20 protein-coding genes are annotated in these 24,061 nt (G+C 64.6%); 10 read left to right on the top strand and 10 right to left on the bottom strand.

What is annotated here, in order from left to right:
• Positions 1-3 precede the first annotated feature (3 nt).
• Positions 4-1,785: an OmpA family protein gene (locus tag H6718_30830; GenBank protein MCB9589850.1), complete on the bottom strand. Its 1,782-nt coding sequence runs from the start codon at positions 1,783-1,785 to the stop codon at positions 4-6.
• Between the two features lie 181 nt (positions 1,786-1,966).
• Here H6718_30830 and H6718_30825 point away from each other — a divergent pair, with 181 nt between their 5' ends.
• Both H6718_30825 and H6718_30820 read left to right on the top strand, forming a co-directional pair.
• Complete coding sequence (locus H6718_30825) at positions 1,967-4,249, top strand: FecR domain-containing protein (protein ID MCB9589849.1); 2,283 nt, start codon at positions 1,967-1,969, stop codon at positions 4,247-4,249.
• 28 nt (positions 4,250-4,277) lie between these two features.
• Positions 4,278-5,819, top strand: coding sequence for a serine/threonine protein kinase (locus tag H6718_30820; GenBank protein ID MCB9589848.1), 1,542 nt, complete (start codon positions 4,278-4,280; stop codon positions 5,817-5,819).
• Between the two features lie 28 nt (positions 5,820-5,847).
• On the opposite strand, the gene H6718_30815 is transcribed toward H6718_30820, so the two are convergent.
• A complete protein-coding gene (locus H6718_30815) occupies positions 5,848-6,750 on the bottom strand; it encodes a hypothetical protein (GenBank protein ID MCB9589847.1) in 903 nt (300 codons plus the stop codon).
• A gap of 177 nt (positions 6,751-6,927) precedes the next feature.
• Here H6718_30815 and H6718_30810 point away from each other — a divergent pair, with 177 nt between their 5' ends.
• A complete protein-coding gene (locus H6718_30810; GenBank protein ID MCB9589846.1) occupies positions 6,928-7,392 on the top strand; it encodes a MaoC family dehydratase in 465 nt (154 codons plus the stop codon).
• Positions 7,393-7,419: 27 nt separating this feature from the next.
• Here H6718_30810 and H6718_30805 read toward each other — a convergent pair whose 3' ends face one another.
• The 4 genes from H6718_30805 to H6718_30790 all read right to left on the bottom strand — a co-directional run bounded on the left by H6718_30805 (position 7,420) and on the right by H6718_30790 (position 12,896).
• On the bottom strand, positions 7,420-9,390 hold the full coding sequence (locus H6718_30805) for a hypothetical protein (protein MCB9589845.1): 1,971 nt from the start codon (positions 9,388-9,390) through the stop codon (positions 7,420-7,422).
• 240 nt (positions 9,391-9,630) lie between these two features.
• Positions 9,631-10,362: a di-trans,poly-cis-decaprenylcistransferase gene (gene uppS / locus H6718_30800; protein ID MCB9589844.1), complete on the bottom strand. Its 732-nt coding sequence runs from the start codon at positions 10,360-10,362 to the stop codon at positions 9,631-9,633.
• Positions 10,363-10,764: 402 nt separating this feature from the next.
• On the bottom strand, positions 10,765-12,198 hold the full coding sequence (locus H6718_30795) for a HAMP domain-containing protein (GenBank protein MCB9589843.1): 1,434 nt from the start codon (positions 12,196-12,198) through the stop codon (positions 10,765-10,767).
• Between the two features lie 20 nt (positions 12,199-12,218).
• Positions 12,219-12,896, bottom strand: a complete 678-nt coding sequence (locus H6718_30790; GenBank protein ID MCB9589842.1) for a response regulator transcription factor — start codon at positions 12,894-12,896, stop codon at positions 12,219-12,221.
• A 278-nt stretch (positions 12,897-13,174) separates the two neighbouring features.
• Between H6718_30790 and H6718_30785 the strand changes: the two genes are divergently transcribed.
• The 3 genes from H6718_30785 to H6718_30775 all read left to right on the top strand — a co-directional run bounded on the left by H6718_30785 (position 13,175) and on the right by H6718_30775 (position 15,569).
• Positions 13,175-14,317 carry a hypothetical protein gene (locus H6718_30785; protein ID MCB9589841.1) on the top strand — a complete coding sequence of 381 codons (1,143 nt, stop codon included), beginning with the start codon at positions 13,175-13,177 and terminating at the stop codon, positions 14,315-14,317.
• 128 nt (positions 14,318-14,445) lie between these two features.
• On the top strand, positions 14,446-14,862 hold the full coding sequence (locus H6718_30780; protein ID MCB9589840.1) for a hypothetical protein: 417 nt from the start codon (positions 14,446-14,448) through the stop codon (positions 14,860-14,862).
• Between the two features lie 8 nt (positions 14,863-14,870).
• Complete coding sequence (locus H6718_30775; GenBank protein ID MCB9589839.1) at positions 14,871-15,569, top strand: SMI1/KNR4 family protein; 699 nt, start codon at positions 14,871-14,873, stop codon at positions 15,567-15,569.
• A 43-nt stretch (positions 15,570-15,612) separates the two neighbouring features.
• Here H6718_30775 and H6718_30770 read toward each other — a convergent pair whose 3' ends face one another.
• The gene (locus H6718_30770; protein MCB9589838.1) at positions 15,613-16,779 is read right to left on the bottom strand and encodes a glycoside hydrolase family 16 protein; all 1,167 of its coding nucleotides are present in this window, start codon (positions 16,777-16,779) and stop codon (positions 15,613-15,615) included.
• A gap of 399 nt (positions 16,780-17,178) precedes the next feature.
• The gene (locus H6718_30765; protein MCB9589837.1) at positions 17,179-17,643 is read right to left on the bottom strand and encodes a hypothetical protein; all 465 of its coding nucleotides are present in this window, start codon (positions 17,641-17,643) and stop codon (positions 17,179-17,181) included.
• A gap of 102 nt (positions 17,644-17,745) precedes the next feature.
• Between H6718_30765 and H6718_30760 the strand changes: the two genes are divergently transcribed.
• Entirely contained in the window at positions 17,746-18,369 is a 624-nt protein-coding gene (locus H6718_30760) for a hypothetical protein (protein MCB9589836.1), read from the top strand.
• Here H6718_30760 and H6718_30755 read toward each other — a convergent pair.
• A complete protein-coding gene (locus H6718_30755; GenBank protein ID MCB9589835.1) occupies positions 18,366-18,950 on the bottom strand; it encodes a hypothetical protein in 585 nt (194 codons plus the stop codon). The genes H6718_30760 and H6718_30755 overlap by 4 nt on opposite strands.
• Positions 18,951-18,992: 42 nt before the next feature.
• On the opposite strand from H6718_30755, the gene H6718_30750 reads away from it, so the two are divergent.
• The 3 genes from H6718_30750 to H6718_30740 all read left to right on the top strand — a co-directional run bounded on the left by H6718_30750 (position 18,993) and on the right by H6718_30740 (position 22,570).
• A complete protein-coding gene (locus H6718_30750) occupies positions 18,993-20,729 on the top strand; it encodes a hypothetical protein (GenBank protein MCB9589834.1) in 1,737 nt (578 codons plus the stop codon).
• Positions 20,726-21,313, top strand: a complete 588-nt coding sequence (locus tag H6718_30745; protein ID MCB9589833.1) for a histidine phosphatase family protein — start codon at positions 20,726-20,728, stop codon at positions 21,311-21,313. The genes H6718_30750 and H6718_30745 overlap by 4 nt, the downstream gene beginning before the upstream one ends.
• A gap of 96 nt (positions 21,314-21,409) precedes the next feature.
• Positions 21,410-22,570, top strand: a complete 1,161-nt coding sequence (locus H6718_30740; GenBank protein MCB9589832.1) for a hypothetical protein — start codon at positions 21,410-21,412, stop codon at positions 22,568-22,570.
• Between the two features lie 15 nt (positions 22,571-22,585).
• Here H6718_30740 and H6718_30735 read toward each other — a convergent pair whose 3' ends face one another.
• Positions 22,586-24,061 carry a hypothetical protein gene (locus H6718_30735; protein ID MCB9589831.1) on the bottom strand — a complete coding sequence of 492 codons (1,476 nt, stop codon included), beginning with the start codon at positions 24,059-24,061 and terminating at the stop codon, positions 22,586-22,588.

Genomic DNA, 24,061 nt, shown 5'->3' with positions numbered 1-24,061 from the left:
TGCTCACTTCTTCGCCTTCGGCTCGGCTGGAGCGCCTTTCGTTTCCGTCTCGACGTTGCCGTCCTTCCAGTCGCTCTCGCCGCTCGCGCTGCGCTTGAGGATCTGGAACTCGACGCGGCGGTTCTTGGCGCGCCCTTCGACCGTGGCGTTGGGGGCGATGGGGCGCCGGGGACCGAAGCCGCGCGCCTCCAAGCGTCGCTCATCCACACCATGAGCCACCAGCCAGCGCAGCACGCTTGCGGCGCGTCGTCGAGACAGGGCCAGGTTCTTCTTCAGCTGTCCCACGTTGTCCGTGTGGCCGTCGATCGCGATGCGCGTGATTTCTGGGTGGCCGTTGAGCACCCCAGCCACCTGACTCAGCAAGCTATCGCTCTCCGGGAGGATCACGTCGCTGCCAGTCTTGAACTGGACCTGTTCGAGGATGACGATCTGTTTGCCCTCGAGGCGCACAGCCGGCGGGCAGCCACGCAACTTGGGATCGCTGTTGTCTGGACCTGCCTCTTCTGGGCAGGCGTCTTCGGAGTCGATGAAGGCATCGCCGTCCTTGTTTGACGGGCAGCCGTGCTTCTCGGGGTCGAGGCTGCTCACGCCGGCCGCGTCAGGGCAGGCGTCGTCGCGGTCGATGATGGTGTCCAGGTCGCGGTCTGGCGGGCAACCGGGCTTGGCGCCCTTCGGTTCGCGCTCGCCAGGAACGTCGGGGCAGGCGTCCTCCGCGTCGGGGAGCCCGTCCAAGTCACGGTCACGCTTCGCCTCATCCTCGACAATTGCCGTGGGGATATGAGGTTCCGCTGGGCTGTCTTGCGTTGGTTCTTGACCTCGGCGCTTCCGCGCCTCCTCTGCGGCGGCTCGCCCCGGGGACCAACTCACGCTGAGCAACGCGCGGTAGCGCGGAGTCCCGATCCCTCGCGTGAGACCTGGGCCGATCGCGGCGCCCACGTCGAGATCTGGAAGGGGAAACACATGGCCGCCGAGCAGAGCCTCCCCAGCCGTCCCAGTTTGGGAGAACGCGTCGGTCTGTCCGTTGGCTGCGGTCGCGAACAAGACCTCCGGACCCGCGGACCAAAGGTCAGTCACCCACCACACACCCGCGCGCGCGGTGAACTCGCTGCCGGTCGATTGCTGTAGGCCCGAACCTTCAGGCTGTCGTCTGCGGCCGACATTCAACGCCCAGCGCACGTGCTCGTAGCGCGCTCCGACGCTGACATAAGGTTCGTAGCGCACCTCGCCGCTGCCGGTGAACGCGTCCTGATTGCCCGACGGAAGCCAAGTCCGCAGCCCAAGCGCTGCAGAAAAAGGGCTCTTGGGGTCGGAGAACAGCGCGACCTTCGCGCCGAGGCGCACGTCGTTGAAGCTCGTTCCGTCGGGCGAAGTCAGGTTCTGCGCGCCGAGGCTCGGATCTTCACCGCCCTGACTCAAGGTCGCAGGAGCATCCACGTCGACTTCCACGCGATCGAAGAGGGAAAGCGCCGCGCCCAAGTGCAGCTGCAGCTGATGGTCTACGACCAGTCCAACTGTCTCATCGCGACTCACTAGTTCCAGCGGGCGACGAGCGTAGGACAACGTCAGGCCGAAGCTTGGACGCAGCGTACCGATCACCTGTGGCTCGACGCTTGCAAAACCGGTTTGCCCTACCGGGGCCGGTTCGAAACGATCGAGTGCGATGTTTTGAGCCTGCGCATTCGGGCTCCAGCAGCAGAGCGCTAGCGCTGCGAGCGCGAACGTCGGCATCCAGCCGACACGGCTTCCTTTGGCGTACACTATTTGGCTAAGACTACGGGTGGTCATGAACCTTCGCTTGAAGCAAGAGTCTGCGGCGTCTCGGCGCTGGCGGTGCCCTCCAGCTCGCACCTTAGTGCGACGGGCGGCGATTAAGAAGTGGCTGACGCCGCTCAGCGCGTTGGGGTGCTTGGTCGGACTGATAGGCACTGCGCATGCCAAACCAAAAACACCGGGCTACCCCGAACAGGTGATCCAGTGGACGGTGGGCGAAGAGGAGACCTGCGGGGACATCGCCGTCGCGCTGTACGGCGCCTCTCGCTACGCGTATCTAGTCGAGCGTTACTCGTCGGTGGACTGCCGTGGTGGCAGCCTGGTCCTCAAACCTGGCCTGACACTGGTGGTGCCCGCTGAGGTGACGAGCCTCGCCACGGCCGAAGTGCGTTCGATGAGGCCCGAGGTGCGCGCGAAGCCGCCCGGCGGCGGCTGGCAGTCTGCGGAGCCCGGCATGCCGCTTCATGAGCGCTACAGCGTCAACACGCGAGAAGAAGCCCGTGCGGATATTCGCTTCGTCGATCGCACTCGCATCTTCCTCTCGGAAAAGACCCTGGTGGTGATCTACGGCACCGCGCGCCAGAGCCAGGTGGCCCGTCAAAAAGAAGTGATCGCTGAGCTGGACTCCGGGGAGCTCCAAGCGGGGCTCGCCGCGATAGCCGGCAAGCGCGCGGAAATAGGCGTGAGCGGTGGAGCAAAGGTCTCCGCAGAGAGCCGCGACACCGTACTCAGAAAGAACGCCGAGAAGAAGCGCACCACGGTCAGTGTCTTTGACGGTAAGGCGAAGGTGCGCTCAGCGGGCAAGCAGGTCGAGGTCCCGAAGAACTACGGGTCGGCCTTCGTCGATCAGCAAGCGCCAAGCACCCCGCAGCCGTTGCCGCCCCCACCGGCGTGGGACGCTGGTACGTCCCCGATGATCGTCATGGTCGAGCGCGGCGCCGCGCAAGGCGGCCTGATCAAAGGCGCGTGGAGCGCGATCCCCGGTGCAGTGAAGTATCGCGTAGAGCTCGCGACGGATCCGCGATTCGAAGAGCTCGTCGTGCGCGAGGAGGTCGGCCCCGAGATCTTGAATTTTCGCGCGGAAAAAATGCCGATCGGTCGCTATTACCTGCGGGTGCGAGCCATCGACGGTGACGACTTCCTCGGTATCGCCAGTGTCAAACGTGAGGTGAGCATCGTCGAGGTCGACGCCTCTGGCTCGGCGCGCCTCGAAGTGGGGAAGACGCTGAACGTGCATCGCTATCAGCAGGTCGCCTTCAACGTGCCCAAGGGCCTCGAGGTGCGCGTCGACGAAGGACCTTTCGGACCCGCTCCAAAACTCATCGACTTTGGGCTCGTCAGCCCCAAGAGCTTGAGCTTCAGGGGGAGAGGGGAGAGTCGCGAGCAGACGTTCAAGGTCCACTACGTGGACCCCAAGGCCGCGCTGAAAGTGACGCAAGATTCTGACGGCGCACTACGGGTCGAAGCGAGCTTTCCTGGCATCGACGATCAGTCAGTCAGTGCGCGGATGAAGCCTCTGGTGCGTGTTCGCAAGGCTTACCTCGAGGGTGAGCCGGTGACGGTGGATGTCGCTTCCGTTGCCTTGCAGGCAGACCTCCCCCCCAAACCCCCTGGCGGCTCCGGCTACTCCGCGAAGCTCCCGCTGATCGACGCGGATCAGGTGATCGTCTCCGTGGTGGACGTAGACGGTCGTCCTCTCGGGGACGCCACTTGGGACGCTCCAGTTTCCACGGACGCGCCGCGCCTGCGCTTGAAGGCGCCGATGATCGGGCCGAGCTTCAGCGCAACGGGGCTTCACCCCGCGGTGAGCGCTCGCATGTGGTCTGCTCAGCGCACCAGTAGCGCGTCAGTCTACGCGGGGGCTGCTAGTGACGAGACCGCCCAGCTCGGGGCGCGGGTCGAGGGCAGCACCGGGCGGGGCTCGCTACCGCAGCTCGGCTTCGACGCACAGGTGCCGAGCAATGGGCTCGGCGAAGGTAACCCAGTAGACACGCTGGCGTGGCTTGGCGCGAGCGTGGAACTTTGGCAGGCGTTCGAGGGACGCGGCTCCATGGGCGTTGCCGCGCGGTATGGCTTGCCAACTCGCGACGGCGACGCGAGCGTCGTCGAGCTCGGGATCGCGCTCGGTCGCGACCTCGACAAGTGGTCCTGGCTCGTGAACCTGGGGGGACGAGGCGCGCTCGCCGAGGGAGCGCCCCACGGTGACGGCTCCGGTTTCGTGATGTTTGGGGCCGACTATGCGCTCGCGGCGTGGCTGCGCGCCTACGCCCTGCTCGACGCGCACGTGATCGTTGGCGACGATAGCGTCGTGCCAGATGGCCTTGCTCCCCGTGGAGGTATTGGCGCTGGTGTGGAGTTCGGCGAGCGGCCAATCGACGGAGGACGGCTCTTCGGCACGCTGGGCCTGCGCGCTTCCGCTTGGGATGAGCTGGACAACCCGCTGTTGGCCCAGGTCGGAGCTGGCTTCCGTGGCTTCTAAGTCGGATCCTCCCGGAACTACGGTTGATATGTCGGCCCCTCCCAAGCGGGACGACTCCAAGCTCGCGCACGACGAGACGGTCTACTCTCAGCCGGTGCCCGCGGTTCCAAGCGCGGCACCTTCCGTACCTCCCAGCGAAGCGGACTCTGGGCTGTTTGGTGCGTTTTCCAGCGCTCCGCCTGAACAGCTGCGCCCACGAATCTCGCGCGTACCGACCCAGCGTTCACCCGATCAAGCGCCGGAGTCGATTCGCGGAGCCGACCGCTCGGATCCGATGCTTGGGCGTTGCCTGGCGGAAAAGTACACACTGACCGGGCTCCTGGGGCAAGGCGCCATGGGGCAGGTGTATCGCGGCGTGCACGAGGCGCTCGGTATCCCGATCGCTGTGAAGGTGATGCGTCGTAGTGTTGCTGGGGACAGCGTCTACCGTCGGCGCTTCGCGAGGGAGGCTCGTGCGGCGTCGTTGCTCGCTCACCCCAATGTCGTGCGAGTGCTCGACTACGGCGAGGACGGTGAGACGCCGTTCATCGTGATGGAGTTCGTCGAGGGGCAAGACCTGGACAGCTGGTTGACCTCGCTGCCGGCGCTGCCGGGCTTGGAGCAGGTCGGACGGATCTGCGATCAAATCCTCAGTGCCCTCGCGCTAGCGCATGAGCGCGGCGTGGTGCATCGCGATCTCAAGCCCGAGAACGTGATGCTGTGCCGCCTGGGCGCAGATGGAGACTGGATCGCCAAGGTGAGCGACTTTGGCCTCGCCCACGTCGACGACCCTCGGGACAGCGGTCCCACGCTGACTCAGCGCGACGCAGTCGCCGGCACGCCGACCTTCATGAGTCCAGAGCAGTGCCGGTCGCTGGCGGTTGGGCCTTCCACGGATCTGTACGCCTTCGGTTGCTTGCTCACGTGCTTGCTGCAGGGCGATCCCCCGTTCGATGGCGCGACTCCCATCGACGTGATCTCCAAGCAGATGTTCGCGGAGCCTCCCGCCCTTGCGCGACCCGAAAACGCTGAGCCAATTCCCCCGTTGCTCGAGCAGCTGAGGATGCAGCTGCTGGCGAAGAAGGCGCACAAGCGTCCAGCGGATGCGAACGAAGTGCGTCAACGGCTCGCTGAGGCGTTGAGCCCAGAGATCAACGCGGAGCGTGTGCCGAATCGCAAAGGTGAGGTGCCAAGCGGCGACCGGGACGAGCGAAGCGGCTTCCTGGGTGAACAGCCTCCCGAGACCAAGCCGAGCGCACTGGAGTTGGGCGAGCTTGGGGTTGCCTTGATGGTGTTACCGGGAGGTAACGCGATTGACGAGACCTTGCGGATCGGCCTGAGCGCCCAGGGCATTCGCCTGGTGCACGATGGGGTGCTGCACCTATTGGACGCGCCGGACGCCCCGAGCGCCGTGAGCTGGCTTGGCACTGCTCCAGGGCAACAAGTGGTGGTTTGCCTGCCGCAGGTCGACACAGCGGGCATCAACACGCTGATTGCAGCAGGTGCTCTGGAAGTGGTCGCGCAGCCCTTCGAGGCTGGCTCGCTGGCACGGCGTCTGCGGCGGGCCGCGCGCCGCACGCGTCGAGGCTAAACAGGGCCCAGCTTGAACAACGCCGAGATCAAACTCGGGTGTAGGCGCGGTCGACGAGCTCCAAGGCGGAGTCCGCGTCCCGTGGACCGACCGCAGTCCCTAGGGTTACCGAAACGAAGACCGACTGACCCTGGATGTGAAACGGTTGGCTGAGGGACTCACGCAGGCGCTCTACCAACAGCCGCAGCTGTTCCAGCGGATGCACACCGCGGGCCCAGGCGACCAGGGTCCCGTCGTCCATCAGCGTACCCAAATCCGACGGGCCCAGGCAGTCCACGAAGCGTGCCATCAATGCCTCAGAGAGGATCCGTGCGGATTCTCCAACGAAGCGCTCGTTCTCATCTTCGTGGCCAACGCACACGCGCACGAGCGGCACTTGGGCCTGGGATGGGAGCGCGCGCTCGAGCGCCTCTGTGACCGTGGCGAGCATGCGGTGACGATTGACCAGTCCCGGCCCAGGGATGCGCCCTGACGACTTCATGCGGAAGCTCGCGCGTTCCAGGGCGTGCTTCACGCTCCGCGCCAGGCGACGCGCTGATTGATTGGAGGCGTCGGTCGACCCCTCTTCGAGCATGACCGTTGGGCACCCTGGCGCTGCTTGGGTGAGCCGCGTCACGGCATCCACCCAGCGTTGATCCGATGGTTCGAGGTCGACCAAGTTGATCGCGTGCTCCGAGCGCTGGGCGCGCTCGACTGCGGCGTCCAGAGTCGCCAGGTGATGCACCTTCACATCACGCCCCCAGATCGTCCGGATGGCGCGACGCACCACGAAGGCGCGCTCGACGTCCGGCATCACGAGCAAGATGGGGCCGCCCAGCTGCGGCGGAGGCTCGCTGAACCGCACCACTCCGGGACCCGACAGAAGCCGCAAGATGGGCTTCTCAACCGCGTCTGCGGTTGGTTGTTCGGGGGGGAGGGACAGGTTGCTCACGGGACTTCTCAAGTTCTTGCGGCTCAGCGCAGTTTCAGAGGCTTTCATTGCCTCGACGTGTCTGTAGAACGGCCAGCCCCGCGGCCTATGGAGTCCATATCTAGCTTTTTCTGAGTGTTGCTCCCCGAAGGGCGCGAAAACTCTGGGCTCGTGAGTTTTGCGGCCTAGAGTCACGCCATGAGTGACTCCCCCAGGGTGTTTTCCAGTCTCGCCGAAGTGAAGGCAGCGGTTGGCGCGGAACTCGGCCCGACGGAGTACATCGAGGTCGACCAGCAGCGGGTCAACCAGTTCGCCGACGCTACTGGCGATCACCAGTGGATCCACGTCGATGTGGAGCGCGCGAAGTCAGGGCCCTTCGGCGGAACGATTGCCCACGGCTACCTCACGTTGTCGCTCTCGAGCTACTTCATGCCACGGCTGATCCGCGTGGAAAATATCTCGATGGGCTTGAACTACGGGGTAAACAAGGTGCGTTTCCCCGCGCCCGTGCGCGTGGGGAAACGCCTCAGGGCCCGTGGGCAGATCGCCAAAGTGGAGGACGTCAAAGGCGGCATCCAGGTGACCATCGTCATCACGCTGGAGGTTGAAGGTCAGGAGAAGCCTGCCTGCGTGATCGAGTCGCTGAGCCGCTTCCTGGCGTGACGCCGCCCGCTTCGCGGCTCAAGGCGACTAAGGGTTTACGCGCTGGATGGTGTTCCCCGCCGCCGATAGGAAGGTGCCGCTGCCAATGGACCAGACGTTGTAGGGAGTTAGCAACTCGGCGCCTGCGACGGTCTCCCAGCTGGTGCCGTCGAAGTGATCGATCTCTCCAGGCGAGCTGAAGCTCCACAGGTGAGTTCCACAGCCCCAGAGATCTCCACCGTGAGAACCTTCCACGAGTTGGAACGTCGAGCCATCGAAGCGATAGAGCTTATCGGCGTTGCTTGCCCAGACGTCATCCCCTTGGGTGCCCCACAGGCGCTGCGCTGGGTAGTCCTGTTCGAGCGCAAACGGCTTCCACTCCGTGCCGTCGAACCTGAAGGCGCCGCCTTGAGCGGCGATCCAAACGTTGCAGTTGGATGAAGCCCAAATCGCAGTGGGAGGATCGGCGTTGACCGTCTTTCCTACGGAGAACTCAGTGAGCACGCCGTTGAGGTAGTGGACAGCGATCACCTCTTTGGACCTTCTTGCTGAAATCCAGAACTCCCCGGGGCCGACCCCGACGATGTCTCCGAGGGTGAGCCCGGAGTGCGCCACTGCCGACCACTGAGTGCCATCGAAATGCAGCAGCGTGCCTCCCGCATCCGTGAGGTAAACGCTGCTCGGTGACTCGACCCACACGCCGTAAAACGCCGGATTCTGGATCAACGTAGGGGAGCGATTGGTCCACATGGTGCCGTCAAAGTGCGCCGCCAGATTGCCTCCGACGGCCCACACATCATCCGTCGCCGTGCCGTCGAGTTTGCGTAGATCCGCAGACTCCGTCGCAGGTACCAGTGCTTGAGGCTTCGACCACTTTTGTCCGTCGAAGTGCACCGCCAGACCGCTGTCCCCCACCGCCCATACGTCCGAGTGTGATGTGCCGCGGATGTCGGTCACAGTGCCGGGCTTGCCCTGAGGCAACTCGACCAGAGACGTTCCGTTCCAGTGCAAGATGCCGCGGGTGTTCGACACCAGGAACAGGTCGCTGCCAGAATTGCCCCACAACAGCGAAACCTCGTTACCGTCGGGAATTGAGGTCGCCTCGAGGGTCGTTCCACCGGTGAAGTGGCGAACGTTGCCGCTGGCATCTCCCGGGCTGCTGATCCAGACATCGTTGGCCGAGAAAGCTTGGATGCTCACCGAGCTACCCGTGGTGGAGCCGAACGACGTGAAGACACCGTCGCGGAAACGGTACACCTCGCCGTCGTCGCTGCCGAGCCAGACCTCCGTCGCCGATACCGCGGCCACCGCCGTGACCTTGCCACTGATTGGCGAGGTGTGCACCGTCCAGTCGCTCCCGTCGTAGTGGTTCACCTCGTTTCTATAGGCAGCCCAGAGGTTCGACTTGGAGAGCGCACTCAGCTTGCCAAACCAGTGTGAGGTGGAGCCGAAGGGGAGCCACTGGTTTCCGTCGAAGACCGTCATCGTGGACTGATCAGTGGCGATGACCTGCGTGCCGTCGGACCAAATCGAATCGCCGCCAGGGCTGAATTCACGGCTCCATTTCGAGCCGTCGAAGTGGAGGATATCTCCAGGGCCGACTGCCCATACATCGTTGGCCGACACGGGATAGATGGCTCTCAAGTTCTTTCCGTAAGGCACAGGATTCTCGAGACACCATCCGTTCTCCTCGCAGATCCCCTGATTAGCGGCTTTCACGCTCCGGTGGTCGCAGGCGCGCGGCTGGCGCTCGATGCACGCGCCCGGGAAGTCAGGCGCGCCGCCACTCCCTGCGGAGCCACCGCTACCGCCACTGCCGCTCGAGCCAGCACTGCCGCTCGAGCCGGCACTGCCGCCGTCTGTTGAGCCGCTTCCCCCGGTGGCTGACCCGCCGGCTCCGGCTTGGCTGCTGCCACCCGCGCCGGCATCCGTCCCGCTGCCTGCCGAGTCCTGCGTGGTCTCCCCACAAGCAACTAACAACAGCGTAGAAACAACGAGTGTGGCGGCGGTACGCTGCATCTGGCTGTTATACGCGAAAACTCTACGTTTATGCCGGGGCCGCTAGGAAACGCGAGTTTGCTGGGGTGCGGTGTGGCTCCCCCAAAATGAGAGAACGCCAGACCGAGTGCGCTTCCATCGGTGGCGTTGCCGCGTCGCCCCAAGATGCAAGCGGGGCACAAACGCAAACACGCGAGGCGCTCAAGCCTCGCGTGTCACTGGTCCGTAGCTTTTCCTGTGCGGAACCGAGCTTGCGGAAACTCAGCCCTGGCCGTTCGGGCGCAGCGGCTGGAAGGTCTTGCTGCCTTCCTGAGCCACCTGCGCCGAGGTACGACCAAAGCGGCGCTCCTTCGTGGCGTAGCGACGCACGCACTCGATGAAGGTGTCTTCCTTGAAGTCGGGCCACATGATGTCGAGGAATGCGAGCTCCGCGTAGGCTGCCTCGAACAGCAAGAAGTCGCTGAGGCGCGCCTCGCCGCCGGTGCGGATCAAGAGGTCCACGTCGGGCAGCGAGTGCGTCGTCATTTCCCTGTGGAAGAAGTTTTCGTCGATCTCCTCGGGCAGCACCAGGCCAGCGCGGGCCCGCACCGCCAGCGCGCGCGCCGCGTTCACGATGTCTTGGCGTCCACCGTAAGAGAGCGCGAGGCTGAGCGTCATGCGATCGCCGTCGGAGCAGTAGTCGATCACGTGCTCCACCGCGCGCCGCGTGTGGCTCGGCAAGTCTTCGATTTCGCCGACCACGTTCACGCGGATGCCGTTCTCGCGGAGCTCGGCCTTCTCCTTATCAGCGAACTCCACCAGCAGCCGCATCAGGGCTTCAACCTCGATGCTTGGGCGCTGCCAGTTGGCGTTGCTGAAGGCGTATAGTGTCAAGAACTCGATCTCTTGCTCGCGGCAGGTGCTCACGGCTTCGCGCACCGCATTGGCGCCCTCAGCGTGGCCCTCGGCGCGCTCTAGACCTCGTGCCTGAGCCCAGCGGCCGTTGCCATCCATGATGATGGCGACGTGGCGAGGACGAACGGCTTTGTCGAACAGCGGATTGGCTTCTTTCACGAATAACCTCGAAGGATGTCTGACCGTGTCACGCGCCTGTAGCCGCGTGACGACTGCGTCGCCGGAAGCCACCAACCGTGGCTCACCAGTAAGCTAGAGGAGCTTTGCGCGGATCGTCGGCAGGGAGTGTGGAGGTTTCGAGGAGAACCCTCGGCTCCCATCCCTTGTACCTGCGGTTTCCGGAAACATGAGTGTTTCCCGCAGCTTATCCAGGGGGTGAGGAGCGTTTCGAGCCGACCGTGCTGCGCCGGTGGGTGCCATCGCCCACCGCTTTTCCCGTTTCATGCGACGGCTCGCCGCACCCCGCCGCGAAACCCGATACGAAGCCGTGCTGCCTTCCCGCTACTGCTTGGTGAAGCTCCCGCCCACCTTCAGCGCGACGTCGCGCAGGCTAGCGTGAGGCAACGTGAGCTGAAACTCCACGTTGGGCGGCCCCGGTTGTACGAGCTCCACTTGCCCGCTGTGTGCCTCAGCGACAGCGCGCGCGATGCCAAGGCCGAGCCCGGTACCGCCCTTATCTTGCCGTGTGGTAACGAAGCGCGCGAAGACGCGCTTGACCATGCGCGCTGGTACCTCGCCATGGTTGATCACCCGCAGGACGACGTTGTCCTTCTTTCGCTCCAGGAGTACCTCGATGGGCGAACCCTTTGGCGAGTGCACCAAGGCGTTCTCGAGCAAGTTCGCCATCGCGCGCCCCAGCCACGTGGCGTCGCCGCGGACCTTTGCGTCTTGCTTGACGCTCACGTTGAGGCGCTCGCGGCCCTCGAGACCTTTGGTCGAAGCGAGGAGCAGGTCGCCCATATCAAGCACGTCGAACTCGTCGATGCCGCGCGCCTCGATCTGCGCCAGGTTCAAGAGATCGCTCAGCAGGCGCTCGATGCGGGCTGTCGCTTCGCGGATGCGCTTGACGAAGCGCCGCGCCTCTTCGGGTTCCTCGAGGGCACCTTCTTCGTCCAAGATCTCCGCGCTTGCGCGGATGGCAGCGACGGGATTCTTCAGCTCGTGGCTCAGATCTGCGGCGAAGGTCTCGACGAAGGGGCGCCCCTCGAGCTGTCTCCGCATGGAATCAATGCTCTGGGTCAGCTTGGTGACCTCCCGGCCGAAGGCGGGCGGCGGCGCGGCGGTGCGCTCGCCCGCGCTCACGCGCTCGCTGAACTCGGTGAGGGCGACGATGGGCCGCGCGATGGTGTGCCCGATCCAGACGGCCGCTGCGGCGGCCGCGGCGCCAAGCACGAGGCTGATGACCAGTACTGTTGGCGCGAAGTCGGCCAGCATGCGCTGCATCACGACCGTCGGCTTGACGACGCGCACTGCACCGACCACCTGACCTTTGGCGTGAATGGGGACGTCGACATGCACGGTGCCGGGCTGGTCCGCCTGGCTCACGGTATCGCGCGGAAACACCAGGTGCCCCCGGGTGTCCAGTACCTCCAAGCGCAGCGCTGCGCCGCGGTTGCGCTCGGTTTCCAGGCGCGCGATTGCGCCGTTCAGCCCGGTGCCGGTGCGCAGCATGTCTCCCTCGAGCAGGCTGGCCACCAGCTTCGCTTCGTCCTCTGCTGCTTGCTTGGCGAAGCGCACGGCGCGGGCCTCGATGCGGTCGATCACCATCAGACCCAGGCCAAACGCGAATGTCCCCACGATCGCCGAGAGCGCCAAGAAGACCTGCATGCGAACCGACATGCCGCGGCTCAGGCTCTTGAGCAGGCGGCTGGCGATGAAGGCAACGAATAGAATGATGGCGATCGCCGTGCCCGCGACGATCACCAACCTCAAGATTTCAGAACCCTGAGCGCCGCTCAACGCGACCCGTCTCCCACCCGGTAGCCGACGCCACGTACCGTCTCGATCAGGCTGGTGTCCCCGCCTGCGTCACTCAGCTTGCGCCGCAGAGATTTCACATGGGAATCCACCGTGCGGTCGGTGATGGCAAAGCCGTCACCCCAGACGCGGTCAATCAGCTGGGCGCGGGTATAGACGCGGCCGGGGCTTTCGAGCAGAGCGACGAGCAGATCGAACTCGACGCGCGTGAGGTCGACGCTCTGACCGTTCACCTCCACCCGCCGCGACTCTTCGTCAACGGAGAGCGGCGGCCCCTCTCGCTTCGCCGCCGGCTCCGGACGCGCGCGCCGCAGGACGGCGCGAACCCGCGCGACGACTTCCCTTGGGGAAAAAGGCTTGGGCACGTAGTCGTCGGCGCCGGTCTCCAGAGCGGCCACCCGGTCAGCCTCGCCGTCCCGGCTGGAGAGCACGATGATCGGCGTCAAGTCGCCGTCGCGCCGTAGCTTTCCAATCAGGTCAAAGCCGCTGCCGTCGGGCAACATCAGGTCCAACACGACCAGATCCGTGTCCAACTGTGTCTCAGCCTCTGCAATGGTGCCGGCGGTCACGACGCTGAAGCCGTCACGCTTGAGCGCGTAGGCAACCGACTCACTGATCGCTGGTTCGTCTTCAACTACGAGGATCCGCTGGGCCATCTTCAGACTTTTCCGCTCGGTGATGTCAGCGCTCGAAGCCGACTCCAGACATCTAGCCCGGCCACCGCGCCGAGCCCAAGGAGTATGACTCGTATCTTTGCAGTGGCGGTGGCACGCCTTGAATTGACGTGCTCCAGGGCGCACGCTCCCGGACATCGGAACGCCCGGCGTCGAGCTTACATGCCGACGTTCCGCGCTTGGCGACGCGAGGTTGCATCCGCACTCGTCGCGCCGCCGCGAGCTTGCAGCTGTCTCTAGTTTCGAAGTTGGGGTTCATGATGAAGGCAAAGACTGAGGTCACCCGTTCGTTTGCTGGTGTGCGTATTGCGCTGAGTGGCGTGTTCGCTGTGGGTTTGGCGGTGAGCGCGATCCAGTGCTCCGCCGATAGTGGATCGGCGAGCCAGGTCGGCAATGGCGGCTCGAGCAACGGTGGCTCGAATAGTGGAGGCTCCGCCAACGGCGGCTCGGGCGGCGGCGATGCCTCTGCGAACGGCGGCACCGCGGGCATCATCGACATTGACTCCTCGGTGAAAGACTACTCCGCGGAGGACTTCTTCCTCGACGACCCGCCCCCCATGAGCTGCGACGGCGGAGGTCAACCGGTGTCTCCCGGCGGAACCCCTGAATGCCCCGACGACAAGAACCTGCCTGGCTGTCCGTGTACCACGAAGGGCGAGACCAAGCCGTGCTGGCCCGGCTACCGCCGCAACCGCAACCACGGCAACTGCCAGGACGGGATGACCACCTGCGACTTCGAGGGCGAGACGAACCTCGTCTGGGGCGAGTGCAAGGGGTACACCGGCATCGACCCCAACACCCGCGAGCCCCTCGGTACCACGGGGAAAGCGGCGTGCGGTTGCTTCAGCGCCGGCAGGTGGGAGATCACGAACTTGAGCCCGTGCTTCTTCACCACCGGTTCGACGACGGTTGCGATCTCCACCATCATGACCGACACCATGGGTGGCGCGGCGTGTCCGGGCAGTGCGGCGAAGCCCAGCGAGCCCTGGAGCACCAACTGGGTTACCGTAGACTGCACCGGTCGCTTCCGCCTCTGCTTCACCTTGAAGGCGCTGTCGGCGCCGGGCGCGATGAAGAACTCGGCGTCTGACTGCATCATGCAGGAGGTTTGCACCGAGGCGTACTACGGTACCTCCGACGCCCGCCAGGAGTTCCCGCCCCTCGACAGCTGGATCACCGACTCCTCTCAGGCAGCGTGTGTCACCGCGTTCATGGACAACGGGGGCTACGCCGAGATGAGCGTCGATGGGCAGAGCGACGAGTGCGAGATGGTCAACAAGGTCTTCAACACCGTGGACTACTGCCCGCTATCCTGCAACACGAACCCCAGCGATCCAGCCTGCGCAAACTGCGGCAACGGTGGTTCTGGCAGCTTCGGCAAGCCGATCCCGAAGACCCCCTGATCCGCGCGCTCTACTCGGAGAGCAACGGCCGGCGTTCGCGTCGGCCGTTCGCTTTTGTGGCATTCAACGCCCCGCCACTGCACGCTTCGCATCCATGCGCGTGCCAAGTTCCGATCCCGCGGTGCCCGATGAACCTAGATGCAGCAATTGCCATCAGTGGGGACTCGAAGCTCCGATCGGTGACCTTTGACGGCTCACTGCTCACGCTGCACCTCGAGAACTTCGACGACGAACACATCTTGATTCAAACGAAAGTGAGCGCGCTCATCTCAGATCGCTCCGAGTGTCGCGTCTGTCACCTCGGCTGGGATGACCTGAGCGAACTCGACACGCAGCACGGGATTTGGGTGCCGCCCCGAGATTTCGGAAAGCTCATGCAACAGGTGCGCAAGGGGCGTCAGCTGGCGTTCGGTCGCCGACGCAGCCCGTCCTCTGGCTTGCTTTGCGTGGTCGGTGAGTGCTGCTTGCTCGCGTTCGTCGAGTCGCGCGAGCAAGTGATCGTGCTGTTCGGCGACGCGGCAGTTCGACAGCTGGGTCAGATGTGATGGTAACCATGGCTTCTATCCTCGAGGAACTGCGAGCTGACCCTTCGGTCGTGCTCCTCCCGGTGACCGGGCTCCCTCAGCTGCGGCGAGGGCACTTCTTACCGGATGAGCTGCGCGCGTTCTACTCCTCGTGCGGAGGGCTAGAGCTAGCTCGAGACTCGAGCTACGCCATGCGCGTCGTGACGCCGGCGGAGTTCGTCTCCGCGAACTTGGAGATTGTCGGGGAAGACGTTCCCGACGACATCTCGGACAGTTGGTACCTGCTGTGTCGAGGTGCTGGCGATCAGGTGCTGACCATTGACTGCTCTCGCGAACGACTTGGACGTTGCTACGACAGCTACTGGGAGGTCCATGGGGTGGTGGGGAGCTGCGCTGTCGTTGCGCAAAGTTTCGGTCAGCTGCTCGCGCTCCTGGTTAATGCTGCAGGGCACTCTCCGCGGCTGATGAAGTTGCCCGCGCCGGTGTCGAAGGTGGTGGCTACCTCCGCTTCCGCCGGTTGCCGCGCCGCCGCTCCCACCTCCATCGCTGCCGCACGCCGTAGCGAACAGTGTGAGGAGAGCACCCACCCGTGTCACCCCGCTACCCCGTCTCATTCGATCCGTTTACGCGAGATACGGGAGCTTCTTCCTCCAGCTGCGCCACGGATGAACGGCGGTCAACGCCCGGAATGGTACCTTGAGGAAACGCCGGTGCGAAGTCGGAGGTGAGTGCCCGCGTTGCCCCCTCACCCCCGAACTCACATGCTTTGGCTCAAGGATGTTCGTAGACGCGGACGTAGTCGATGTCAAAAGTGGTCGGCAACTTGGTGTCGTCCACGCCATGGCGCCCTGCCCACTGTCCACCGATCGCGAGGTTCAACAAGATGTGCGCGGGAGCCGCTTCGGCGCCGCCGTTCTCTCGCCAGCGGTAGTTCTCGCAGAGCGTCTTGTAGCCATCCACGAAGTAGCAGATGTCCTCTGGGGTCCACTCCAGCGCGAGCTCGAGCCACACGCCGCGTTGCGAGGTCGTGGCAATGTAGTTGCTCCACTGCCGGTCGAATTCGGGTGCAGAGAAGGTGATCTCACGGCTGCCGCTCGCCGTTTGCTGACCCTGGACGACGCCCGCTTGATGCAGCATTTCCGCGCGGTCTTCGACTCCGTTGTAGGCCGCGTCGATGATGTCGATCTCTGGTGGCCAGGTGGTCGTGCCGTCGGGCCTCCAGTCGGAGTTGAGCCAAAAGGCTGGCCAAGAGCCGACGACATCCGGCAGGCGAACCCGGGAGACGATGTAGTAGCTCTTGCCGGTGCTCGGCTTGAAGAGCCACTTCGAGCGAATCATGCCGGACTCGTAGGAGGCGTAGCTGTCGCTGCGGGTCTTGGTCGCGCGTAGAGAGAGCACGCCGCCGCTGACCTGGTGCGCCTTTTCGCCGTCGCGGTTGGTGTCCACGTAGCGTTGCTGCTCGTCGTTCAAGAAGTCGAGGGTGCCAGCGCCGTTCTTCTGACACTCCGGATCGGCGACCTGTGGTGTGGCGCCGCCGCCGTAGATGTAGCGGGTGCACCAAACGCTGCGGTCGAGATCGCTGCCCTCGAACTCATCGCTGAACACGAGTGAGCCGTGCTCGTTGCTACCGCCGGCGCCCGCCGAACCTCCCGTTGCCGAACCCGCCGAGCCGCCCGTACTCGAGCCAGCCGCGCCACCGCTCGATGTGGAACCGCCGCTGCCTCCAGGAGCGCTTCCTGATGAACCGCCCGCGGAGCTTCCGCCTGCGGAGCTTCCGCCTGCGCCCCCGGAGTCGCCGATCATCGCGCCGCCGAGACCTGCGCTCCCCGCCTGACCGGCGGTACCCCCCTTGCCACTTCCGCTCGAGTCATCTGAGCTACAACTCGCCAAAATCGAAAGCGCAGCAACGCCCGCCGCAAACGTCAGGATGGACTTCATCTGAGCTCCAGGGTGAGGGGCGCGAATCGAACCTCGCGCCGGGGACGCACGGAAGCGTGACGTTGCGCGAGCCTTGGCTCGGTTAGCGTGCGTATCCGGGCGGAACTAATCGTCGTGGTGTGAGGGTATCCTGACAAAACCCTGGGTATGCCGTCAACGATTTCCTTATGGGTAATCGCAGCGCTCGACTCGCAGCCCGAGGTGACGTCCATGTTTCCGGGGTCGCAATTCCCGTGGATAAAACGCTGGAACTGGCTTACCAGGCAGACGGCCGTTTTGCGTCCCGTGAGGCAATGCGACACGCCATTTGGCACTCCGAACGTTCAGAATGCCAAAAGGCACGCCGTGTCGGGTGTTGCTGCGCTGGGATGTCGATGTTGCCGCGTGGAAACCACGGGTCTAGTCGAAGCACAACCCTTGCATGCAGTTTCCGCAACTCTTGGTGCACGGCTTGTGGCAGTCCGTATCGAGGGGGGAGTAGCTCTTGCCCGCGGGGCAGATGTCCTTGCAGGTGCCGCCCTTGCACCAACCCGTGCGCCCGTCGCGAAGGCGGCAAGGCACCTCCACCCCGGTGCAAGCGGGTTGGCTCGCCACCTTGGGTTTGGCCGCCACCGTGGGAGTTGGCGCGGGTGCTGGCGTTGGCGTGGGCGCGGGAGTTGGCGTGGGCGTGGGAGCAGGCGCTGCAACGGGAGTGGGCTCTGGAGTCGGCGCTGGCGGCGTGGGTGTGGGGGTTGGAAGCGGAGTCGCGACTGGGACGGGCACCTCAACCGGTTCCGCGCGGCTAGGCTCCTGCTTGCTCTTGCAAGCCAGCAGAGCAATCAACAGCACACCCAATGACCCGAGACCACCGCGCCAGCGCTTCATGTGCATCCTGGTCAGCGTGCGCCGAGCATGTTTCTTGGTCAATCCGCCAAACGCACCAGCAGTCTAGATTTCGGCGAGGAACAGGCCTAGGGATCCTGACCGATGGGGATCCTTGGGGAACAAAGCAACGCGGCACTGCGGCGGCTGACGCTTGGGGTGTTGTTGGTGGGCCTGACCGCTTGTCAATCTCAGCAGCCCGCTGCAAGCCCCGAGGTTCGTGTCCCCGCGTCCACTGAGCCGGAGGCAGCACCAACCGCCAGCTCCGGCGCGGAGCCGGTGGCGCTCGCGGTGGACACCTGCAACTGGGAAACCTGGTGCATCGAAACAGGAACCTGCGCCGAAGGTTGCAACGCGGGCGATCTGGTCGCTTGCTACGGCCAGGCGTCGATGACCAGTGACACCGAGCTGGGGCAAGAGACCTTGGAGAAGGCGCTGGAGCGTTGCCCAGAGGGCGACGTCGCTGCGTGCTGGGCGGTGCTGGCGTTGCACAACGTTGGCTTCGAGGTCGACGACTCCGTGCTGTTCAGGATGGCGGTTCGAGGTTGCGAGGCGAACTGCAGTGAGAGTTGTCTCGACGCGGCCGATCACGCATGTCAGCTCCGGGCGCCTGGGAGTGCTGACTACAGCCCAGAACGCGCGAAGCGCTATCTCGAGCGCGCTTGCAAGCTCGGTAGCCAAGTTGGCTGTGACGGGGCCGCGGGCAAAGGTGCTTACCGTTGTAACTAGCCGAGCGCGCGCGTGATCTTCGGGATCAGCGCCGCCAGGTTCTCGTAGTGCTCCGGCGTGGGTTTGGTGCCGGCGAAGTGCAGTACCATCCCGCCCGGGCGGACTTCGATGTGCCCGGAGAAGCCCATGTGCGCGAGCGCTTGGCGCATTCCAAGTGGAAATGCTTTGTCGGCTTCACTGGCGGAGGCCGCGAAGGTGGCCATGTGCTTGTCCCACTGCGGGTCACCGATGTTCACCGTCGGGGCCTTGGCATTCTCGAGGAACGACACCCGCGTGTTGAAGTGCTCCCCGCCGCGTGCCGCCGCGCGTAAGCGAAAGCGCGGGTCGGAGACGAACGCGAGCACCGTGCGGTCGAGGGGCTCGGTGTCTTCGGGGGCCATCCAAGGCTCCGCCAGGGTGATGTGAGTGTTCCCTTGGGCAAAAGACACCGAGTTGAAGTAGACGGTGCCGCTGTTCATGGTGTCGAAAGGCTCCCAGGCGCGGAACCATTCTTCGTTCGGATGCCCCTGGTAGGCGAGTCCACGCATGCGTGCCCAGTGGGCGATGCGCTCGGATCCTTCAGGCAGCCGCGGTGCGTTCATGGCCCAACTGTATCCCTGGAGCGCTCGCTACGGGAGCGGAGCTTGACGCGTGGCGACGCTCAAGGCACGAAGCCGGGCGTGGTGCAGCTAGGCGGACGGAATCGGGGCTCTAAGGTAGAAACACTTCAAGCCGCGGCACGGGGCGGCGCGCGACGCCTGTCAGCGCGCTGGTTCGCTGCGTGCGTGGCCGCCGGGTTGGCGCTCGGCGCGGTTTCTTGCGGCGGGGGCGGGGGAGAGGAAAAGCCTGCAGAGACCTCCGGCGCATCGGAGCAAGACGAGGCCAAGGCCAGTCGGCTCCTGGAGAAGGCGCGCGAGGAACACTCCGAGGAGCGCCTGCGCATGATCATCGCTCGCTTCGGTCAGACCCAAGCCGCGGAGTCAGCCAAGGGCGACCTTGGAGTGATCCTGGCGGGGCAAGCCGATGAGGCGCTCAAGTCCGGGGACCTCGACAAGGCTGAGGAGAAGGGCACCGAAGCCAAGGTCTACGGCGATCTCGCCACGACCCGCAAAGCTCAAGAGGTGCTCGACCAAGTCGATGATCAGCGAGCAGATCTCGTCAGCAAGGACGCGAACAGCATCGCCGAGAGCGGGAAGTGCGCGAGCGCCTTGAAGCGCGTTGCCGGCACCCTCGGTAAGAAGGCCCGCGAGCGCTACAAGAAGAAGGTGCAGTCGCAGTCTCGCGATGCCATCGTTAAATGCCTCGCGGAAAAGATTGAGGATGAGGTCAAGGCCGCAAACATCGACGGCGCGCGCTCGTTGCTCGACCAGAGTGAGGTGAAGGTCGCCCTCGACAAGCAGGGGCAGACCGCGGCCGAAAAGGCGCTCGCGAAGAGCATCGTGAAGCGTAGCTTGACGAGCATTCAGCCGCTGCTGGAGAAGCACGATTGGCAGCCTGCGATCGATGAGATTGACAAGCTCCAGGCCAACAAGACCCTCGACGCCAAGGAATACGAGGCAGCGTTCAGCATCGTCCAGGACGCGATCTTGGCGTTCTTGATCGAGCGTGCGACCGCCGCGCTAGACGCCAAGAACCCCGGAGAAATCTGGACGGAAATCGAGGCGACGGAGAAGCTGGCGCGCTGGAAGGTGACGCCAGACGAGCTCTCGGACCTCTACACCTACCTGTCCATGGCCATCGAGTGTGAGAACCTCGGCTGCAAGCGCGGCAAGCCGAAGGTCCAGTACTCCTGGGGCAAGATCGATCTGAAGCCGCCGGCGGACGCCAAGGGCGCGACGGTGTCTTCCACCAAGCACGCTCAGAAGGTCTGGGTGCTGGCGGACGGCAAGGACTTCTCCCTGGTTACGACGAAGGACCCGGGCAGCGTGAAGGGTGCGGAGTTCTGGCAATCCGCGGTCGGCTGGGCCGACGAGAAGCAGCTGAAGAGCCAAGACACCGAGCTCTGGTTGCCACCCATGGATCAGCTCCCCGGCACGCGCATCTGGGGTCCGCTGCGTCCGCCGAAGAAGGACTACCACCTCGGCATCATCAAAGAAGTAGTCGGCGGCAAGAACGTGATCGTGAAGCGCCTGAGCGACGACGAGGACGTGACCATCGCGCTCAGCGACGTGCGCGTGGGCACGCTGAAGAACGGGCTCAAGGTCATGGCCTTCTGCATCGACCAAATCCAGCCGGAAAATGCGAAGATCGACAAGGTCGTCACGACCGTCGGCGGTATGCCGAAGGTCAAGGTGATCTGCGACAAGGAAAAGAAGGAGCGGGTTGAGGTCGCCAGCGCGCTGATTTCCCAGAAGAGCTGGCTCCCCCCGAAGCGGCCATGAAGACGCTCCTGCTCCTGCGGCACGCCAAGAGCAGTTGGGAAGCCACCGATAGCTCCGGCGCGCCGCTTGCGGACCACGACCGTCCGCTCAACAAGCGTGGTCACCGCGCCGCGCCGCGCATGGGCGCGCTGATGCGCCGGCAAGGTTGGCTGCCGGATTTGGTGATTGGCTCAACCGCGCAGCGCGTGAAGCAGACCCTCGATCACTTCCTCCCCGCCGCGGGATACCTTGGCGAAGTGTTGCTGACTCCGCGCATCTACCTGAGCGGCGCCGAGGCCTATGTGTCGGTGATCCGTCGCATTGGCAGTCAGCTAATGGTCTCGCGCCTGGACGAAAGTCTGAGCGACGAGGCAGAGCCCACGAGCACGAAGATCCGCCTGCACGAGGCGCAGACGTTGCTCGTGGTCGGGCACAATCCGGACCTGGAAGAGTTGATCACCGAGTGCAGCGGCGCCCAGGAGCGCATGCCTACCGCCGCGCTGGCAGTCTTGAATTGCCCTGTGGAAAGCTGGGGCGACTTCGACGGTGTGGGTTGCGAGCTGGTGGAGGTGTACCGGCCTCGCGAGCTCGACGAAGCGACCTGAGCGAAGCAGGAGCCCTGGCGGTGAGTGGCGGGTGGCGGCTAAGGCCAAACGCGCCTCACCCCACAACCGAAACGAACAGCGGACGAAAGGTGCGCCATGCGCCTCCAGTTCGTTCTCCTCGCCGTCGTCGTTATTTGTGCCTGGGCTTGCGAGTCGCCCCCCGACTCACGCACGCGCCTCCAAGTTGAAGACGGAGGCAGCGACTCCGAGGCGCCTCCCCCAATCGCTGAATCCCCATGGAATCAACCGATACCCTCCGAGGTACACAAGCCGGAGGTCGCTCCAGGGCTTGGTTTCGCGACGAACGACCGAGGCTCCCTCGTGGTCTTCGAGCTCCGGACAGGTGATGTCGTGGCCGAACACCCACTCGGGAATAGCGTCTACGATCTCGCCTGGCTGCCAGCCGCGTGTCGCCTGGTAGCGCGGGTCTCGAGCAACGGGCGTGCGCAGAGGCTGTTCGCCTACGAGCCGCGTTGGGAGTCCGGTCAGCTCGTGCTGGCGCTCGAGTCCGCGACGGAGGAGTACTGGGGCAATCCTCAAATTTTGGGGGTGAGGAGCTACGCGTCGCGCACCGGTCAGCGCCGCCCGGAGACGTTGTGGCTCACTCAAGGCGACCCGGTCCCTGTGTGGCAACGTCTCGGCTTTCGGCTCGAACTCCTGAGCCAGGCCGAAACATGGCCCGAACCCGTGCGTTGGGCGGCATTACCCCAGGGCAACGTGGTGGCCATCGTCGGGAAGGCTGAGGCAACGTCGGTCGCCTTCGCTTCCCTCGAAGGCTCTGCGGAGCACATCGACACCTATGCGCTGCCCCGAGCAAGCGCCTTGGCGACGCGCGGCGCCGATCTCTGGGTGTGGCTGGAGGCGGGCGCCGATACGGGGCCACGCCTCGCGCGCTTTGCGGCGCTCGCTCCCCTCGGCGCGCCCACGTTCGAGCAAGCGTACCTCGGCCAAGCACGGGCGCTGGCGCTCGCAGCGGCGCCTCACCGCGCCGTCGCGCTACTGGAAGCGCCTCACGATGCTCTAAGCCTGTGGAGCGCGGGGCAGGGCGCTGCCTACGGCACGCGAGTCGAGGCACCGGTCACAGACAGGTACCGCCCGCTAGCCCTGCAATCCCACGCAGCCTGGCTCGCGACGGACACCGGCGTGGTTCAGTTCTCGCTTCCTGAGCTGAACCGTATGGGCGCCTTCGAAGGCTCCGCGCTGCGTGGTCCGATTTTAGTTCCGGGAGGAAAAGAGCTGGGGTGCTTTGCGAAGTGATGGAGGGCTCAAGCCCTAGTTCCACTGAATCGGTCGGGGCTGATAGCCAACGTCCGTCGACGTGATCGCACCCCAGCAGACCACGCTGCCGTCCGTCTTCTTTGCACAGCTGATCTTGTTGCCCGCGTAGACGTCTTCGACCCCTGAAACGACAGCGTTCGGGACGTCGCTCGTGACGGTGCGATCTTCTCCGCATTGCCCTTTGTTGCTCGCGCCCCAGCAGTAGGCGGTGCCGCTCGAGATGGCACAAGCATGGTCGAACCCGAGGGAGGGTTTGACGGCGTCGAACGGGCTATCAACTCCGAAGCGAGGAGTGGAGACTTGACCGCCCCAGCACAGGATCGTCCCAGCCTGCGTCTTTCCCGCTTCGCAGGATCCGTAGAAGCCCGAGCTGATTGTTGTGTCAGGGCCTACTCCATTGGTGGGGGGTGAGCCCGCCGCCACACCAGCGCATGTGATCGCGCTATCCTGTAATCCGCAAATTGCCCAGTACGATCGAGTGATTTGCCTAAGTCCCGAGAGGCCAGTAATAACCTCGAGAACGGGTGAGCCACCTTCTCCGGATTCCTGGCCAAAGTCCCCGTTCCCGTCGGTTCCTTCGCCCATGCAGAACGCTCGTCCGTCGCTCAAGTAGCATGGGCCAGCAGACACCGCGAGCTGTTCTGCGTTGTCGCCAATCTTGTGCGGGGCGAGCCATTCCTCGCTGAAGTTCTCACCGGGGTTCGTGGAGCTTACAGACAGCAAGCCCCAGCACCAGACTTCGCTGTTCGCCAGCCGAGCACAGCTGAGTTCACTTCCCGCCGCCACCTCGACCGCGTTTGCGATTCCCGCAACCTTCACCGGCCTGAACTCCTCACTCGACTTAGAGCCAATTCCGAGCTGTCCAGCTGAGTTCTGTCCCCAACAGCGCACTTGCCCATCGGTGAGCAACGCGCAGTTGTGGGTGGTTCCAAGGCTCAGTTGTGTTACCCCGAGGCAACTCCCCTCGTCGCAAATCGGCTTGTCCCCCGAGCAGGTGAGTGCACCCACCCAGTGTCCCGTGTCGTCGCAGACTTCTGGCCGGCCGAGCTCGGTGGTGCTGCAGCGACGGGAGTCGGCGACGCACTCACCACATCCGCCCTTGCCGCTACAGATCCCCAGGCTGCAGGTATCGCCGCCCGCCTTGAATTCCTTCACGCATTTGCCGGCGGGGCAGGTCCACTTGTCGTCGCACTCGCCGAGGGCGTCTACGCAGTCCTCAGGCTGACTGCAGTCAGGGGCCACACCTCCGGTTCCGCCTGAACCGGAAGTCGCGCCGCTCCCCGCGCTTCCCGAGCTTCCACCATCACCCGCGCTGCCGCCGCTCGCGGAACTCCCGCCGTTGCCCGCGGCGCCGCCGGTCGCACTCGTGCCCCCGGTCGCTTCGGGTGACTCTTTGAATCCATCCAGCCCGATTAGCTGGCTACAGCCGAGAGCAACAAACGGAACGAGCATCGCCAAGCGTCGAAGCAT

The sequence above is a fragment of the Polyangiaceae bacterium genome (genome assembly GCA_020633205.1).
Classification (GTDB): domain Bacteria; phylum Myxococcota_A; class Polyangia; order Polyangiales; family Polyangiaceae; genus JAHBVY01.
The sequence above is the reverse complement of the archived record's forward strand: the minus strand, read 5'-3'. Positions and strand labels throughout refer to the sequence as shown.

Bases quoted from the DNA above. Each gene is read 5' to 3' on its own strand.
- H6718_30830 (MCB9589850.1), bottom strand. From the start codon at position 1,785: ATGACCACCCGTAGTCTTAGCCAAATAGTGTACGCCAAAGGAAGCCGT.
- H6718_30820 (MCB9589848.1), top strand. From the start codon at position 4,278: ATGTCGGCCCCTCCCAAGCGGGACGACTCCAAGCTCGCGCACGACGAG.
- H6718_30810 (MCB9589846.1), top strand. From the start codon at position 6,928: ATGAGTGACTCCCCCAGGGTGTTTTCCAGTCTCGCCGAAGTGAAGGCA.
- H6718_30805 (MCB9589845.1), bottom strand. From the start codon at position 9,390: ATGCAGCGTACCGCCGCCACACTCGTTGTTTCTACGCTGTTGTTAGTT.
- uppS (MCB9589844.1), bottom strand. From the start codon at position 10,362: ATGGATGGCAACGGCCGCTGGGCTCAGGCACGAGGTCTAGAGCGCGCC.
- H6718_30790 (MCB9589842.1), bottom strand. From the start codon at position 12,896: ATGGCCCAGCGGATCCTCGTAGTTGAAGACGAACCAGCGATCAGTGAG.
- H6718_30785 (MCB9589841.1), top strand. From the start codon at position 13,175: ATGAAGGCAAAGACTGAGGTCACCCGTTCGTTTGCTGGTGTGCGTATT.
- H6718_30780 (MCB9589840.1), top strand. From the start codon at position 14,446: ATGAACCTAGATGCAGCAATTGCCATCAGTGGGGACTCGAAGCTCCGA.
- H6718_30775 (MCB9589839.1), top strand. From the start codon at position 14,871: ATGGCTTCTATCCTCGAGGAACTGCGAGCTGACCCTTCGGTCGTGCTC.
- H6718_30770 (MCB9589838.1), bottom strand. From the start codon at position 16,779: ATGAAGTCCATCCTGACGTTTGCGGCGGGCGTTGCTGCGCTTTCGATT.
- H6718_30765 (MCB9589837.1), bottom strand. From the start codon at position 17,643: ATGAAGCGCTGGCGCGGTGGTCTCGGGTCATTGGGTGTGCTGTTGATT.
- H6718_30760 (MCB9589836.1), top strand. From the start codon at position 17,746: ATGGGGATCCTTGGGGAACAAAGCAACGCGGCACTGCGGCGGCTGACG.
- H6718_30755 (MCB9589835.1), bottom strand. From the start codon at position 18,950: ATGAACGCACCGCGGCTGCCTGAAGGATCCGAGCGCATCGCCCACTGG.
- H6718_30745 (MCB9589833.1), top strand. From the start codon at position 20,726: ATGAAGACGCTCCTGCTCCTGCGGCACGCCAAGAGCAGTTGGGAAGCC.
- H6718_30740 (MCB9589832.1), top strand. From the start codon at position 21,410: ATGCGCCTCCAGTTCGTTCTCCTCGCCGTCGTCGTTATTTGTGCCTGG.
- H6718_30735 (MCB9589831.1), bottom strand. From the start codon at position 24,061: ATGCTTCGACGCTTGGCGATGCTCGTTCCGTTTGTTGCTCTCGGCTGT.